The sequence below is a fragment of the Caballeronia cordobensis genome (genome assembly GCF_001544575.2).
Classification (GTDB): domain Bacteria; phylum Pseudomonadota; class Gammaproteobacteria; order Burkholderiales; family Burkholderiaceae; genus Caballeronia; species Caballeronia cordobensis.
Genome location: NZ_FCNY02000007.1, coordinates 62354 through 78553, shown reverse-complemented (window position 1 = coordinate 78553; position 16200 = coordinate 62354). Strand labels below are relative to the sequence as shown.

Sequence of the window (16200 nt, the reverse complement as noted above, 5' to 3'; positions counted from 1 at the left end):
GGCTAACCAATATTTCGTCATTTGTTTATGGGTATGGAAGTCGCAACGGGCGGCGACCGTGCCCATCAGCGCCCATCAGTGCCCGGCGCGCTTCACATAGCGCGCGATGAAGGTGCGTGTCTCGTCATCGGCAAAGCGCACGGCGACGCGATCGGCGCTGACCATTTCGACGACGCCTTCGCCATAGCGCCGCACGCGCACGCGATCGCCCTGCGCGAACTTCGGCATACGGCTTTCCGGCGACGATTGTTCTTTCTCACGCATTTCACGCGGGCTCTCGATCACCTGTGGCGGATGCACGCAGTTGTCGCATGCGCCGCACGTTGCGCCGCCGAGTTCGTCGTCGGGGGCGCGGTAATCGACATCGCTTGCGCAAAGCGGCGCCGATGCGCGTGCGCCGTTCATGTCGTCGGCGAAGTAATCGAGCAGCATGCGCCATCGGCATTGCGCGCTCTGCGCATAGCCGATCATGCGTTCGAGCACCGCACGGTCTCGCTCGGCCCGCTCCGCATAAAGGCGCGATGCATCGTCGAGCTTCGCAAGCGGCGCATCGTCGCCGACGAGCTTCATGCCGCCGCGCCGCGTGCGCCGCGTCATGCCGATATCGTTGAGCAGCGTCGCCGCAACGCGCAGCTTGTTCGCGCCCACGTTCGGCAGGGCTTCACGCAACCGCGCGAGCGGCTGCGCCAGCGTGCGGCCGCTGTCTTCCATCGCCAGTTCGCGCACTTTCTCCGCGACGCGCGCAATGGTCTCTGCGCTCGGATAACGCCCGCTCATGAAAAACTGCTGCACCTGCCTGTCCTTCATGTCGAAGAGCAGCGTGCAGCGCGCGGGCTCGCCATCGCGCCCGGCGCGGCCCGCTTCCTGATAGTACGCATCGAGACTGCCCGGCATCTGCGCATGAATGACAAAGCGGATATCGGGCTTGTCGATGCCCATGCCGAACGCATTGGTCGCGACCATCACGCGCGCGCGATCCGCCATGAACGCATCCTGCGCGTCCGAGCGCGCGCCCGATGACAACTTCCCGTGATAACGCTCGGCCAAAACGCCCGCATCGACGAGTGCGGCATGCAGCGCCTCGCATTCCGCGACGGTCGCGCAATACACGATGCCGCTGCCCGCTTCCTGCGTCGCGAGTTCGATCGCGCGCTTGCGCCTGTCTTCGGGATTGGTCAATTGCTCGACGTTGAAATGCAGATTGTCGCGATACACGCCCGTGTGAATGACATGCGGATGCCGCATCTGCAACTCCCGCACGATATCGACGATAACGGCGGGCGTCGCGGTCGCGGTGAGCGCGAGCACGGGCGGACGGCCGAGCATTTTGATCGCGTGGATCAGCTCGACATACGCGGGCCGGAAATCATGGCCCCATTGCGAAATGCAGTGCGCCTCGTCGATGACGGCGAGCGCGATGGGCGGCATGTCCTTCGCGGTGAGCTCGGCGCTGAAGTCGGCATCGACGAGCCGCTCGGGCGTGACGAAGAGCATGCGGATCTCATGACGCGCGAGCGCCTGCATGGCGTCGCGCGCTTCGCTCGCCGACAGCGCGCTGTTGAGCACGGCGGTCGCGATGCCCGCTTCGGTCAGTTTCGTCGCCTGATCGCGCATCAGCGAAATGAGCGGCGACACGATGATCGTCATGCCGTCGAACTGCAGCGCGGGCAACTGATAGCACAGCGACTTGCCCGCGCCCGTCGGCATCACCGCGAGCGTGTCGTGGCCGTCGAGCACGCTGCGGATCACGTCTTCCTGTCCGGGGCGCAGATGCGGAAAGCCGAAGACCTTGCGCAGCGCGGTTTCGAGATCGTGATCGCGCGGCTTGCGCGATCGTGCGTGGAGGGCGTGAGTGTCGTTCATGCGTGCCGGAAGCGAATCGTCTGCCGGTCGCACAGCGCGACCGATTCGCCAACGGCACGAGCAAACGCCGTTCCATGCGCGGCGCTGCTAGTGGCTGATCATCCAGGGCCGGCCGCCGGGCGATTTCATCGACGGCCGTGTCTGATCGCTCGCGGCAGGCCTTGGCTTGCAACAGGCGCATCCCGGGCCGTGACGGTATCCGAGACTCTTCGAACTCGTGGGCGCGTGCGCGCTGCGCTCGTTCGTCGCGTAAGCGTCGCGGCGGGATTGCGGCATCAGGGAAAGCATCGCGGAGCCCGTGATCGCGCGCGCGGTTTGCACGCCGCATTCGGGGCATACGTGCGGCAGATCGCGATCCGCGATGCTGCGCATCACGTCGAAGCGGCCGCACGATGCGCATTCGTATTGATAGATCGGCATTGCATTCGCATCCGAAAGCGTCGGGCGCGATGCACACAGCGCATCGCGCCCTTCGGTTGGCGGGATCAGGCCTTGTCTTGCGAGAGCGGAATATCGACGCCGCCCTTCACCGCCTTCACCGGACCATCGGCGTTGGGGCGAATATCGAAGTCGAAGATCTGCGTGGGCAGCCACAAGGTCGCGCATGCGTTCGGAATATCGACGACGCCGCTGATATGCCCCTGCACCGGCGCCGTGCCGAGAATCGAATACGCCTGCGCGCGCGTGTAGCCGAACTTCGTCAGATATTCGATCGCGTTCAGGCACGCCTGACGGTACGCGATATGCACGTCGAGATAGTGCTGCTTGCCCGCTTCATCGACGGAAATGCCTTCGAAAATGAGGTAATCGTCGTAACGCGGCGTGATCGGGCTCGGCTTGAAGATGGGATTCTTGATGCCGTATTTCGCCATGCCGTCCTTGATCACGTTCACGCGCATATGCACCCAGCCCGCCATTTCGATCGCGCCGCAGAACGTGATTTCGCCGTCGCCCTGACTGAAGTGCAGGTCGCCGACAGACAGGCCCGCGCCGTCCACGTACACCGGGAAGAAAATCTTCGAGCCGCGCGACAGGTCCTTGATGTCGCAATTGCCGCCATGCTCACGCGGCGGCACCGTGCGCGCGCCTTCGGCGGCGGCTTTCTCGCGCGTGTCGCCGGTCATCTTGCCCATGTGCGCGGTCGCGGCGAACGGCGGGTTCGCGAGCGGCGGCACGCGATCCGGCTGCGTGGCGATGAAATCGACTTCACGCTGATTCCATGTCGCGAGCAGCTTCGGATCGGGCAGGCAACCGATCAGCCCCGGATGAATCAGCCCGGCGAACGACACCTGCGGAACGTGGCGCGAGGTCGTATAGAGCCCGTGGAAATCCCAGATGGATTTCTGCGCGAGCGGGAAGTGATCGGTCAGAAAGCCGCCGCCGTTCTTCTTCGAGAAGAAGCCGTTGAAGCCCCACTGGCTTTCCTGCTTCGCGCCGATATCGAGCAGGTCCACGACGAGCAGATCGCCGGGCGCCGCGCCGTGCACGCCGATCGGCCCCGAAAGGAAGTGGACGATCGACAGATCGATGTCGCGCACGTCGTCCGCGGAATCGTTGTTCTTGATGAAGCCGCCCGTCCAGTCGTAGGTTTCGAGCACGAAGTCGTCGCCGGGCTTGACCCACGCGGCCATCGGAATGTCGGGGTGCCAGCGGTTATGCACCTGCTCGTTGTCGAATGCGGACTGATTCAGGTCGACCTTGATGAGCGTTTCAGCCATGACGAATGTCTCCTTGTCGGATCAGGCCGGCACTCGCGCCGGCATAGGACAGCACTTCGATTCAGCTCAGCGTGCCGTTGAGCAAGAGGTAGCCGGGAAGCCAGCCGGTCACGATGCCCGCGATGACGGTGACGGCCCCCGTCAGCTTCACGATGGGACGCTGCAGCGCGAGCAGCACGAAAAACAGGAACCACAGGAACGCCCAGCCGAACCAGCACAGCGCGAACCAGACGGACCATGTGGAGTTCGCATGCGCGATCGAGTCGATGCCGACGGGAATGATCGTGATCGCGACGAACAGGCTGAACCAGCCGAGCCCGCGGCCATCCGCGCCGTTATAGCGATTGATCGCCACCCAGAAGTACGTGAACGTGAAGAGCAAGGTGAGCGCGGCTGCCTTGATCGACGCGGCGTCCGCTCCCGAGCCGAACGCGAGCTTGAGCGATGCGAGCAGGGTCACGCCGCCCGCGAAGACGTTGATGACCCATATCTCCCGATCGCCGATTCGGCCCAGCAGCCAGAGCCCGTTCAGGAACAGGACCGCGCCGACATAAAGCAAGCACAAACCCAGCATGGTGATCTCCTCGGCGCGCACTGGCGCAAGGTTCGTGGTCTGGAATACGAACCATGATAGGGATGCGCGATCACGCGCGAATCCCCCAGCGCGAGGATTTTGATTCGCCCTTCTGGGTGAGGCGGTCTCACCCGAATGGGTGAGGAGTGTGAGGAATGGAGGAGATCAGATCGCGACGCAGATGCGCCCGTGCAGATGCACGAGCTCCATCTGGCTATGCGTGTCGGTCTTCTGGAAGATCTGCTTGAGATGACTGCGCGCGGTGTTCTCGGAAACGTGCAAGGCACGCGCCGCGCTAGCGATGGAATGCCCCGTCACGATGAGCGAACTCATGCGCGCCTGCGCCGGGCTCAGTCCGAATTGCCGCACGAACGCGCAATCGGCGTGATCGTCTTCGGAAGGCGCGTTGAGCGCCGTGACGATGGCGAGGCGGCGCATCTCGCCAAACTCCGCGCTGAACACCGAGCCCGCCGCGCGTATCGATATCACGCTCGGTTGCGATTGCCCCGGCGCGGAGAGCGACAACACCTGCGCAGCGCGTTCGTCGGCCTCGGCGGATGCATGCGTGGCGCGCGCGATGGCCTCCTGCAACACGCGATCGTCCGCGCTCGCGGCCGCGACGATACGCCCTTCTTCGATACGCAGCCCCGCCACCGGTTCGCACGCGCCCGGCGCGCCGTCGCTGCCGAACACCATGCGCGCGTCCGAATCGACGAGCATCGCCGCGCGCGCATGCGTGTTCACGATGCGCCTGAGAGCGCGATTCATGTCGTCTGTTTCGCGCAGGCGCCAGCGCAGATCGAGCGCAAGCGTCAGATGCGGCAGCAGCGCGGCGAACGCGCTGCGCTCGCGCGGGCCGAAGCGCGGTTCGTCGGGACCGCGATGCAGGTCGAGGTAATAGACGAGCGTGTTGCGCCGCGCAATCACGCCGCACAGCCGGTGATAGAGACCATGCGGCAGCAAGAGACCGCGATAGAAGTCCGTCTTGACCAGTTCGCGATTGCTGAGCAGTTCATCGCCGGCCATCACGCGGCCTTCGCGATAGGCATCGCTCGACAGAAACCACGGATTGCGCGATGCGTAATCGGACAGCGCGGCGCTCAGACGCGGGTCGCGGGGCGCGGAATAGAGCGCGACGCCTTGACGCGTGGCAAAGCTGTGACGCGCAAGCGCGGCCCAGCGCACGCGGAATCGCTCGCGGATCTGCGCGAGCACGTTGCACCAGGCGTCGTCGGAATCGCCTGCCGCATGAACACGATAAACAAGGTCGTCGCTGGCGACAGGTGCCACGGCGCTCGCAAAAAGCGGCGTCATGTCTGCTCCAAGGCGAAAGATGAGGCGTCGGGAAAAGATGCGCAACGAAGTCCGCTTGCCAGTGTTCGCAGATGCGCACGCACGGTCAATCGGCACAAACCCGCTGCGCGCCGTGCTCGAAGCACTCGCCGCAATATTGCGGCAATGCAGCTTTGAGCGAATAATCGGATCGTCCAATCGAATGCTGGCAGACTCGCGGCCACCGTCATGCGAATCAAACGCGACTATCAATCCTGGGTGGCCAACGAAACACTCGAAGATTACGCGTTGCGTTACGCGGCCAGTTCTTATCGGCGCTGGTCGCCCGCGACGCTCGCCAACACCGCCATCGGCGGCATCTCGTTTCTTGCGCTCGAAGCCATCGGCGCGAGCATCACGTTGAGCTTCGGCTTTCATAACGCGTTTCCCGCGATTCTCGTCGTGTGCGCGCTGATCTTTCTCGTGAGCGTGCCGATCGCGTATTACTCGAGCGAGGCCAATGTCGATATCGATCTGCTCACGCGCGGCGCGGGCTTCGGCTATGTCGGCTCGACGATCACTTCGTTGATTTACGCATCGTTCACGTTCATCTTCTTCGCGCTCGAAGCCGCGATACTCGCGCAGGCTCTGGAGCTTGCGGCGGGCATCAATATCGTCATCGGTTATCTGCTGTCGTCGCTGCTGATCATTCCGCTCGTATTCTTCGGCGTCACGCTCATCAACAAGCTGCAGCGCTGGACCCAGCCCTTGTGGGCCGTTCTGCTCGTCGCGCCGTTCTTCTTCATTCTTTGGCAAGATCCGGACGTGCTGCACCGCTGGGCGGCGTTTCCCGGTCTCGGCGCAACCGCCGAAGCGCGCGGCGGCGGCATCGACGTCCTGCTGTTCGGCGCGGCGGCGGGCGTGCTGTTTTCGCTGATGGGTCAGATCGGCGAGCAGGTCGATTATCTGCGCTTCCTGCCGGACCGCACCGCGCGCAATCGCGTCTCATGGTGGACCGCGATGCTCGCGGCCGGCCCCGGATGGATCGTCGTGGGCGGCCTCAAGCTGCTCGCGGGCAGTCTGCTCGCCGTGCTCGCCTTGCAGGATGGCCTGCCCGCCGTCGATGCCGTCGTGCCCGTGCACATGTACGTCACCGCCTATCGCCATGTGTTCGAAAGCCCCGCGCTGGCGCTCGCGGTCGCGACCGTGTTCGTCGTCATCTCGCAGGTGAAGATCAACGTGACCAATGCGTATGCGGGCTCGCTCGCGTGGTCCAACGTGTTCGCGCGGCTCACGCACTATCATCCGGGGCGGGTCGTGTGGCTCGTATTCAACGTGATGATCGCGCTCCTGCTCACGCTGCTCGGCATCTTCAAGACGCTCGAAACCGTGCTGTCGGTGTATTCGAATCTCGTCATCGCATGGCTCGGCGCGCTGGTCGCGGATCTCGTGGTGCTCAAGCCGCTCGGCGTGAGTCCGAAGCGCATCGAATTCAAGCGCGCGCATCTGTATCAGGTGAATCCGGTCGGTTGCGGCGCGATGCTGATCGCATCGGTCGTCTCGACGTGCGCGTTCGCGGGATTGTTCGGCGATGTCGCGCGCGCCTATTCCGCGTTCATCGCACTGTTTCTCGCGTTCGTGAGCGCGATCGCGATCGCTTACGCGACAGGCGGCCGCTACTACATCGCGCGGGCCGACGAGCATCATGCGACGGTGCCGCGCACGCAACTCGTGCGCTGCTGCATCTGCGAACGCGACTACGAAGCCGCCGACATGGCGTGGTGCCCGTTCAATCAAGGCTCGATCTGCTCGCTATGCTGCGGTCTCGACAATCATTGCCGCGACCGCTGCAAGATGCCGGCCGCATCGCATGCGGACGAGTTCGCGCAGCCGCCCGGGCCCAGCACGCTCGCGCCGCATTTCGGGCGGCGCATCGGGCGTTTCTTCGGCTTGTTCGTCATCGCATCGACGGCGACGGGCGCGGTGTTTCTGCTGTCGTACCGCCTGATCGAAATCGCGGACGTGATGGCGCGCGCCCAGATCGGCGACGTGCTGCTGCACACGTATGCGGCCACCCTGCCCTTGCTCGCGTTCGGCGCATGGTGGATCGTGCTCTCGCAGGAAAGCCGCGAACTGACGCAAGCGGACCTGCTCCAGTCGCTGCACAACCTCGAAGCGACGCGCAAAGAACTCGTCGAATCGGAACGCATGGCGTCGCTCGGCGGGCTCGTCGCGGGCGTTGCGCACGAGATCAACACGCCGGTCGGTATCGTCGTGAGCGCGGCGTCGTATCTGCGCGACCGGACCGAATCCATCAGCGAGAGTCTGAAACGCCAGGATCTCACCGAAGACGCGCTCGGCAGCTATCTGCGCGATGCGGGTCAATCGACGCGGCTCATGCTGTCCAACGCCGATCGCGCCGCGCGTCTCGTGCAGAGCTTCAAGCAGGTCGCCGTCGATCAGGTCAGCGAGGCGCGCCGTCAGTTCGATCTCGGCGAATATATCCGCGAGACCGTGCTGAGCGTCGAGCCCAGGCTGCGCGGCACGCGTGTGGCGCTGCGCATCGACTGTCCGCCCGGCATTCTGATGGACTCCTTTCCCGGACCGCTCGCGCAGGTGCTGACCAATCTGATCCTCAACTCGCTCGTGCATGCGTTCGCGCCGGGCGAGGTCGGGCATATCGTGATATCGGCGTGGCGCTCGGGCGAGGCGCACGTTGTGCTCGAACACGAAGACGACGGCTGCGGCATTCCCGATGAACTGCACGAGCGCATTTTCGAACCTTTCTTCACGACGCGGCGCGGCTCGGGCGGCAGCGGCCTCGGTCTGCATCTCGCCTATGCGCTCGCCACGCGCGCGCTCGACGGCACGCTCGCAGTACGCAACGGCGCGCGGGCCGGCAGCGTGTTCGTGCTCACGCTGCCGCGCGTCGCGCGCGCCCGCGACGGCGCGATCCCTAGCGTGCCGCGCGTTCAGGGAGAACGACCATGACCGCGCCTTCCTGGCTGCGCGCCGAACCGCCGCGCACGCTCACGGGGCCGCAGGCGCCGCCGTGGCACGTGCTGCTCGTCGACGACGCGCCCGAGATCCACGAAGTCACGCGGCTCGTGCTCGCCGATGCCGCGTTCGCGGGCAGGCCCATCGAGCTTTCGAGCGCGCTGTCCGCCGCCGAAGCGCGCGCGTATCTTGCGGCGCATCCGGGCACCGCGCTGATCCTGCTCGATGTCGTGATGGAAGCCGACGATGCCGGTCTCGAACTCGTGCGCCATATCCGCGACACGCTAGGTGACCACGACGTGCAGATCATCCTGCGCACCGGTCAGCCCGGCATGGCGCCCGAGCGCGAGGTCATCACGCGCTACGAGATCAACGGCTACTTCCTGAAGACCGAACTAACCGCGCAGAAACTCACGTCGATCGTCGTGACCGGCTTGCGCACGTACGAGACGATCATGGCGTTGCGCCGCGCCCGCACGCTCGCGACCCTGCCCGCGATCAACGACACGGACGGGCCGATCGACCGCGAGCGCGAACGCAATCTGCGCGCCGATCTCGAAGCGGCGCTTCGCGCGGATACGTGGATCGTGCACGCGCTGCCGCAGATCGATCTCGCATCGAGCGCGCTGAAAGGCGTCGAGATGAAGCCCGTGTGGCCGACTAAAGAAGGCGCGTTGCCGCCCGAACGCATCGCCGCGCTCACCGACGATCCCGCCTTGCTGCTCTCGCTCGACGAGGCGATGCTGCGCCGCGCCTGCATGATTGCGCGCGCGTGCCGCGACAGCGGCGAAACGCCCGCGCCGCGCGTGTCGATGCCGCTTCTGTCGAAGCATTCCAGCGATGCGCAGTTGATCGCGATGGTGAAGGCATCGCTCGCCGAAGCGAAGCTGCACGGCGACGCGCTCGACCTGCAGTTCAGCGGCGCGCTGCTCGACGCGCGCCGCGAGGCCGCGCGCGCGCTGCAGGCGCTCGGCGTATCGATCACGCTCGTGGACTTCGGCCTCGAACGTATCTCGCTGCTCGATCTTCAGGCGCTGCGGCCCAATCGCATCAAGATCCATTCGAAGTTCGTGAGCGACGTCACGCATCAGCACGAGCGCGCGGTCGTCGCGCGCGCCATCGTCGCGCTTGCGCATACGCTCGGCGTCAGCGCGATCGCCGATGGCGTCTCGGATAGCGAAGACCTGCAGTTCTTCCGCTGGGAAGGCTGCGATCTCGGTCAGGGCGACGCGCTCGCGGCCGCGCGGCGCGTGTGATCTATTGATGCACGCTCTGCGCCAGCGCGCGCAAAAGGCCCGCGCCGTCGCCGCTCCACGCGCTGCCGTGCATGCAGGCGAGCGTCACCGGTTCGAGCCGGGCGAGGCGCTCGAACATCGCATCGGCGTTGCGCGTGTGCGAGAAGTAATCCATGCTGCGCCGGAACGATTCGCTCGGCCCCAGAATGTCGGATGTCGTGAGCGGCGGCAGGTTTGCGCCGCCCTGCGTGAAGAGATCGCCGCATAGCAGCGTGCCGGTGCGCTCTTCCATCAGAAAGCCGCATTCCCACGCGTGCGGAAGATGCGGCGTATCGAACCAGCGCACGGTGTGACGGCCCAGGCTCACGGCTTGTTCGTCGGCAAGCGCGACGGGCGCGCGATCCGCGAGGTCCGTGATCGACACCATCGCCGCGATCGTGCCGCAGAGCGGCGCGGCTTCGGGCGCGATGGCGAGCCATTCGTTGAGCGAGCCGCATTCGTCCGCCTCGACATGCGAAAAAGCGATATAGCGCAGCGTCGCCGGGTCCATGATGCTCGCGACCGCTTCACGCACGAGCGGGAACATCTTGCGCGGCCCGGTGTGAAATAAAAGCGGCGCGTCGTCGACGATCAGGTATTGATTGAAGGAAAAGCCGCCCGCGTCGCCGGGCAGCACGACGGGCGTACTGATGCGATACACGCCATCGGCGATTTCTGCGACGTTCGTGCCGGATTGCGAGTTCGTGGTGATCATGTGCGTGCTCCGATGGCATCAAGCCTTTGCGCGAACGCCGGATCTTCAAAACATAGTCGGAACCCCCGCGAAGACGCAAGCTTCCGGGCGCGCTCATCTCACGCTAATTCTTATCTTCGATCATGCAGGCAGTGGGACAGCCAAGCTATAAGGATCGCGTCCCGATTGGTATGAAAATACAACCCTGGAGACATCCCGATGAGCGCTGCTGCTGAAACCCCTGTCCTCGCCCAGACGAAAGCCCGGCGCTTTGGACTCTTCGTGTGCTTCATGGCCGCGCTCGCCGGGCTGCTCTTCGGTCTCGACATCGGCGTGATTTCGGGCGCGCTGCCGTTCATCGCGAAGCACTTCGTGCTGAACGACCGCGCGCAGGAATGGATCGTCAGTTCGATGATGGTCGGCGCGGCCATCGGCGCGCTCGGCGCGGGCGCGCTGTCGTGGCGGCTCGGACGCCGCTATGCCCTCGCGCTGGCGGCGGTGCTGTTCATCGTCGGGTCGCTGTGGTCGGGATTCGCGGGCAGCCCGGAACAGTTGATCGGCGCGCGCCTGCTGCTCGGTCTCGCGGTCGGCATGGCGTCGTTCACCGCGCCGCTCTACCTTTCGGAAGTCGCGCCGCGGCAAGTGCGCGGGGCCATGATCTCCACGTATCAACTGATGATTACCGTCGGCATTCTGGCCGCGTTCCTGTCGAACATCGGGCTTTCGTATATTGCCGACTGGCGCTGGATGCTCGGCGTCATCGCCATTCCCGCCGCGTTCTTTCTGGCGGGCGTCCTTGCGCTTCCCGACAGTCCGCGCTGGCTGCTGCAACGCAACCGCGCCGCCGAAGCGCGCGCTGTGCTGCAGCGTCTCTATGGCAATCCCGCCGACGTTCAGGCCGAGCTCGATCAGGTCAATGAAGACAGCACGCGTCCCCAGCGCGGCTGGAGCCTGCTGCGCGCGAATTCGAACTTCCGCCGCTCGGTGCTGCTCGGCGTCGTGCTGCAAGTGTTTCAGCAACTGACCGGCATCAACGTCGTGATGTATTACGCGCCGCGCATCTTCGAAATGGCCGGCTTCGGCACGCACGAACAGCAGCTCTGGGCGACGGTCATCGTCGGCCTCGTCAACGTAATCGCCACCTTCGGCGCGATCGCCTTCGTCGATCGCTGGGGCCGCAAGCCGATTCTTTATGCGGGATGCGCCGTCATGGCATTCGGCATGTGCGCCCTCGGCTTTCTCATGCATGCCGGCGTGGTGGGTCTCACGGCGCAGGTTCTGGCTGTTGCATCGTTGCTGCTCTTCATCGCGGGCTTTGCGATGTCCGCCGGCCCGCTCGTCTGGATTCTCTGCTCGGAGATTCAGCCTCAGCAAGGCCGCGACTTCGGCATCGCCGTCTCGACGCTGGTGAACTGGGTGGCGAACATGGCGGTCGCGGCCACGTTCCTGAGCCTGCTTTCCACGGTCGGCGAAGCCAATACGTTCGTGCTCTATGCGGTCCTCAACGTGGTCTTCGCCGTGGTCGTGTTCTTCTACGTGCCCGAAACGCGCGGTGTCTCGCTCGAAAAGCTCGGCCGCGATCTGATGGCCGGCAAGCGCCTGCGCGATCTCGGCAAGGACGATCTGGCGCCTTCCGCGCGCGGTCAGGCGGTCGTGAAAACGAACGAAGCGCTGTAATCAGATACTCAATCAAGCCGCGGAAATTGTCGCGGCTTTTACGCTGTCTGCACTATGCTCAATGATGGCCGCGCAGGCGATCGAAGGGAGACGACAGGTGCACACGCTATCGGATTTCATGACCTTGCTCGGGCTATCCAAAGCTGCGCCGCGCAAGGGTCCGATGCCCGGAGGCAGCCGGCACGTCATGGTGCACGTGACCATCGACGCACAGCATGCGACACCGCTGCGCAGATCGCTCGTGCGCGACTGCGCCGGCGAGCCCTGGACGATGCGCGTGACGCCGCTGCGCGACGCGCACCGCGTCCGGCTCACGTTGATCGTGCCGAAAGCGGCCATCGGCGGGGCCATTGCGCGCCTGGCGGACCTCGCGCCTTCCGCTCAGGTCAGCAGCCCGCTCGACGTGCCCGACGCGCCTTCCGATGCGTGGCGCAATCTGATGGACCGCAGTGTCCATCGCGGCGGCGAGACGCACGAACACCCGCACGAACACCCGCATGACACCGCAACGCCGCAAGGCACGCTCGCCACGTTGCTGAGCGCGGATCACGTCCTGCTCGGCGCGGATGCCGCCAGTCGCGACGCGCTCTTCGATCTGATCGGCGGCTTTCTCGAACGCCGGCACGGGCTGTCCGCGCAGGCGGTTTCAGCGTGTCTCGCCGCGCGCGAGGCGCTCGGTTCGACGGCGTTGGGCGAAGGCGTGGCCGTGCCGCACGGGCAACTCGACGAGGCTCACGAGCCGATGGCGCTGTACGTTCGGCCGCGCACGCCGATCGCGTTCTCCGCGCCCGACGGCAAGCCCGTCAGCGATGTGATCGCGCTCTTCGTGCCCGAGCGCGTGACGATGACGCATCTGCATCTGCTCGGGGAAATCGCCGAGCATTTCTGCGACCAGCGCTTTCGCGGCCTGCTTCGCGAATGCAGCGACGCCGATGCCGTATGCCGTCTCTTCGCCGCGTCTTCCGCGAATCACCTCGCGCACTGATCGCCGCGCGATTCAAAACGGACTGATGCCCGACATGCCGCCGTCCACCGCGAGATCGGCGCCGGTCATGTAGCGGGAGGCATCCGAGGCGAGAAAAAGAATGGCCCCGGCGATTTCCGCGGGCTCGGCCGGACGCTTCATCGGAATCACGTGCGACCATTGCAGCAGTTCCGCTTCGGACATGCCGAGGCTGTCGAAAATCGGCGTTTTCGCCACGCCCGGCGAGATGCTGTTGACGCGTATGCCGGATTCGACGAACTCCGCCGCGAAACTCTTCGCGAGCGACACCACGGCCGCTTTCGACGCGCAATACGCGGAAAAATGCTTCGTGCCCTGATTGGCCGCCAGCGACGCGACCAGAATGACCGATGCAGGCCGTGCGAGAAACGCCAGCGCCTCGCGCACGGTCACGTACACGCCGCCGACGTTGATGTCGAACACCTGAGCAAACTGCGCGAGCGATGTTTCGCGCACCGGCGTCTGCCGCGAAACGCCCGCATTGGCGACAATCACATCGACCGCGCGGCCGAAGTGCGCGACCGCGGTTTCGTAGAGCCGCCGCATGTCGGCTGCATTCGCGGCGTCGGCGACGACGGGCAGCGCGTTCGCGCCGAGCTTGTCCGCCGCGCGTTGCAGTTTCTCCGCGTCGCGCCCGCTGATGACCACACGCGCGCCTTCGGACACGAATCGTTCGGCGGTGGCGAAGCCTATGCCGCTGCCGCCGCCCGTCACGACCGCCAAAGCATCCTGCAATAGCATCGCTTTACCCCCGCAAGTTGACGACCAATGCGCGGCCCGCGCGGATCGCGCGCGTCGTGTGGCCCGTACCCTGAAGATCGCCGGCCAGGAAAACCGCGCCCGCCGCGAACCGCCGCGCGGCATCGCCGCCCTGCACGGCGACTTCGAGCTCGCCTTCGAGCATCACGACATATTGTCTCGATGGCGGGTTATGCCAGCCGAGGAAATAGTCCGCGTCGAACTCGTGCACGAGGACGCTCTCGCATGGCTGCGGCGACGACAACGACACGGCAACGCCGTTGAACGTCACGGGCGCGACATCGAACGCCTGAATGGCCCGGAACGCCGAGTGTCCGTCGCGGGTGGTGTAAGTCTCGATGCATTCCATCGTCTCTCCTTCGATGGCGGGGCGAGCGGGAAACCGGCGCGATTCAGCGTTCGTGATAGATCGCGAGCCAGACGGACGGCTCGTCGGCCTGCGTGCGCGCGACGCGATGCCGGCAGTGCGGTTCGATCAGCACGTAATCGCCGGGACGCATCTCGTGCAGCGCCGGGCCGTCTTCGAATTCGAGCGCGGCCGCGCCCGACAGCAGCACGACCCATTCGGCGCGCGAGTCGTCGTACCAGAAGCCTTCGGGGCTCGCGTGTCCCATCGACACGATGCGCTCCACGTTCAGGCGCTGCCCCGTGACGAGCACGTCGATCCGCTCCTGCGCCTCGCGCTTCGCCTCGACGCTGAAGAGATTACCTGTCTGAAGTTGCATGATCGACAACCCTCCAGGGCCGCAAAGGCGCGCGGAACGAACCCGCCTGTTTCACTTTAGTTCATATTCGACGCCACGAAGCCACGTCCTGCATCCCTCACTCCGCCTTCGCGCCCGCCACGGACAAGCGCAGCGCATGCCGTGCGCTCGCCGCCAGCAGGGCGCACGAGAGCGCGTTGAACAGGAACAGCCCGCTCGGGCCGATCAGCGTCATCAGCCCCGAAGCCAGCGTCGGGCCGGTCATGCCGCCGAGCGAAAAGAGCACCAGCAACATGGTCGACACCGCGACGCGCAAATGCGACTCCGTGCGATCCTGCACGTGCGACACGATGAGCCCGTATTGCGTGAACGTCACCGCGACATACGCCAGCGTCGCGCACCACGTGACGATGCGAAAGTCGAAGCACAACAGCACGAGACTCAGCACCGCCGAGACCGACGCCGTCCAGAAAACGAGACGCCGCCGGTCGATGCGGTCCGAGAGACGCCCCATCGGATACTGCGGCAAGAGTGCGCCGATGAGCGCGACGCCCATGAAGGTCGCGATGTCATGCGTCGAAAAGCCCGTGCGCTGAAGATACACCGGCATCAGCGCATAGAAGTTGCTATAGATGAAGCCGGCGAGAATGCAGCCCGGCACGCCGAGCGGGGCCAGCACCAGCATTTCCTTGAAGCTCGCGCTCCAGGAACGCGCGGGTACGCGGTCGAGGTTCGCGTCATCGACCTTGGCGGGCCAGCCTTCCATCAGCGTGACCGGCAGCACGGCCGCCGCAAAAAACGCCGCGGCGATCGAGAACTGCTGCGCCCCGGACCCCGCGCCCACATTCAGCAGAAACTGGCCGCCGCCCACCGCGAGGTAGTTGATGCCCGCGTACAGGCCGAAGACCTGGCCGCGCTTTTCGTTCTGGACCGTGCCGTTGAGCCAGCTTTCGACGGACGTGTACAGCGCCATGAAAGCGACGCCCGTAAGCAGGCGCACGAAGCCGAGCAGCCACGGCGACTGCACCGCGCCGAACGCGAGCGCCAGAATCGACGCGGCCGCCGAGAACGCCACGAACGTCCGGTGCTGGCCGATGCGGTCGATGAGCCGCCGGTTGACCACCGCGCCCAGAATAAAGCCCGCGTAGTAGCTCGACTGGATCAGGCCGGTGACGAAGGTCGAATAGCCCGATTCGATGATCCGGAGCGGAATCAGCGTCTGGAACAGCCCGTTGCCGGCGACGAGCAGCGCGAGGCCGAGCAGCAGCCCGGCGAGCGCGCGCATCGTGTCCGGCTCGCCCGCGCGCGCCCGATGACCCGGATTGGCCGCCGCCGAATCCGGCCACGGCGGCGTCTTGCGCCCGAGCAGCGCCGCCTCGTTGAGCGGCCCGGTGCGCCCGACCGCCGACGGGTCGTGCTCCGCGTTCGTTCCCTCGCCTTCTGGCGCACGATGGTTCGCGCTCGTATTCGATTGCTCGTCTTCGAGATATGACATGGCACCTGTGCGTTGACTGAAGCCACCTCATGATGACAGATGCGCTGGGGGTCTGTCCGCCAGCGTGACAATCGTGGCTGGCGCGGCGCGCAGATTAATGTTTCGCATGCCTTATCTTCCTGATGACGACATCGCACCGTCGATACGCCGAAAGCTGGAAAGCAAAGCAT

At 65.2% G+C, this 16200-nt stretch carries 14 protein-coding genes; 4 read left to right on the top strand and 10 right to left on the bottom strand.

Going from position 1 to position 16200, the window contains the following annotated elements:
* Window positions 1–75 precede the first annotated feature (75 nt).
* From AWB70_RS14905 to AWB70_RS14885, 5 genes are all read right to left on the bottom strand, one after another.
* Window positions 76–1863 carry a RecQ family ATP-dependent DNA helicase gene (locus AWB70_RS14905; RefSeq protein ID WP_053569025.1) on the bottom strand — a complete coding sequence of 596 codons (1788 nt, stop codon included), beginning with the start codon at window positions 1861–1863 and terminating at the stop codon, window positions 76–78.
* An 87-nt stretch (window positions 1864–1950) separates the two neighbouring features.
* Window positions 1951–2283, bottom strand: a complete 333-nt coding sequence (locus AWB70_RS14900; protein WP_053569024.1) for an FmdB family zinc ribbon protein — start codon at window positions 2281–2283, stop codon at window positions 1951–1953.
* Between the two features lie 65 nt (window positions 2284–2348).
* Window positions 2349–3581, bottom strand: coding sequence for a formamidase (gene fmdA / locus AWB70_RS14895; protein WP_014250468.1), 1233 nt, complete (start codon window positions 3579–3581; stop codon window positions 2349–2351).
* 61 nt (window positions 3582–3642) lie between these two features.
* The gene (locus AWB70_RS14890; protein ID WP_014250467.1) at window positions 3643–4155 is read right to left on the bottom strand and encodes an AmiS/UreI family transporter; all 513 of its coding nucleotides are present in this window, start codon (window positions 4153–4155) and stop codon (window positions 3643–3645) included.
* Window positions 4156–4320: 165 nt separating this feature from the next.
* A complete protein-coding gene (locus AWB70_RS14885) occupies window positions 4321–5469 on the bottom strand; it encodes a helix-turn-helix transcriptional regulator (RefSeq protein WP_014250466.1) in 1149 nt (382 codons plus the stop codon).
* Between the two features lie 207 nt (window positions 5470–5676).
* Between AWB70_RS14885 and AWB70_RS14880 the strand changes: the two genes are divergently transcribed.
* Both AWB70_RS14880 and AWB70_RS14875 read left to right on the top strand, forming a co-directional pair.
* Window positions 5677–8418 (top strand): ATP-binding protein, encoded by a 2742-nt coding sequence (locus AWB70_RS14880; protein ID WP_053569023.1) that lies wholly within the window; start codon window positions 5677–5679, stop codon window positions 8416–8418.
* Window positions 8415–9680: an EAL domain-containing response regulator gene (locus AWB70_RS14875; RefSeq protein WP_053569022.1), complete on the top strand. Its 1266-nt coding sequence runs from the start codon at window positions 8415–8417 to the stop codon at window positions 9678–9680. The genes AWB70_RS14880 and AWB70_RS14875 overlap by 4 nt, the downstream gene beginning before the upstream one ends.
* A 1-nt stretch (window position 9681) precedes the next feature.
* On the opposite strand, the gene AWB70_RS14870 is transcribed toward AWB70_RS14875, so the two are convergent.
* Entirely contained in the window at window positions 9682–10413 is a 732-nt protein-coding gene (locus tag AWB70_RS14870; protein WP_053569021.1) for an oxygen-binding di-iron domain-containing protein, read from the bottom strand.
* Window positions 10414–10611: 198 nt separating this feature from the next.
* Between AWB70_RS14870 and AWB70_RS14865 the strand changes: the two genes are divergently transcribed.
* Together AWB70_RS14865 and AWB70_RS14860 are read left to right on the top strand one after the other, a co-directional pair.
* On the top strand, window positions 10612–12069 hold the full coding sequence (locus AWB70_RS14865; protein WP_053569020.1) for a sugar porter family MFS transporter: 1458 nt from the start codon (window positions 10612–10614) through the stop codon (window positions 12067–12069).
* 97 nt (window positions 12070–12166) lie between these two features.
* Window positions 12167–13054 carry a PTS sugar transporter subunit IIA gene (locus tag AWB70_RS14860; RefSeq protein WP_235024252.1) on the top strand — a complete coding sequence of 296 codons (888 nt, stop codon included), beginning with the start codon at window positions 12167–12169 and terminating at the stop codon, window positions 13052–13054.
* Window positions 13055–13066: 12 nt separating this feature from the next.
* On the opposite strand, the gene AWB70_RS14855 is transcribed toward AWB70_RS14860, so the two are convergent.
* The 4 genes from AWB70_RS14855 to AWB70_RS14840 form a co-directional block, all read right to left on the bottom strand.
* Window positions 13067–13813 carry an SDR family NAD(P)-dependent oxidoreductase gene (locus AWB70_RS14855; protein ID WP_053569019.1) on the bottom strand — a complete coding sequence of 249 codons (747 nt, stop codon included), beginning with the start codon at window positions 13811–13813 and terminating at the stop codon, window positions 13067–13069.
* Window positions 13814–13817: 4 nt separating this feature from the next.
* Window positions 13818–14180: a cupin domain-containing protein gene (locus AWB70_RS14850; RefSeq protein ID WP_053569018.1), complete on the bottom strand. Its 363-nt coding sequence runs from the start codon at window positions 14178–14180 to the stop codon at window positions 13818–13820.
* A gap of 43 nt (window positions 14181–14223) precedes the next feature.
* A complete protein-coding gene (locus AWB70_RS14845; protein ID WP_014250458.1) occupies window positions 14224–14556 on the bottom strand; it encodes a cupin domain-containing protein in 333 nt (110 codons plus the stop codon).
* A gap of 97 nt (window positions 14557–14653) precedes the next feature.
* The gene (locus tag AWB70_RS14840) at window positions 14654–16030 is read right to left on the bottom strand and encodes an MFS transporter (RefSeq protein WP_053569017.1); all 1377 of its coding nucleotides are present in this window, start codon (window positions 16028–16030) and stop codon (window positions 14654–14656) included.
* Between the last annotated feature and the right edge of the window lie 170 nt (window positions 16031–16200).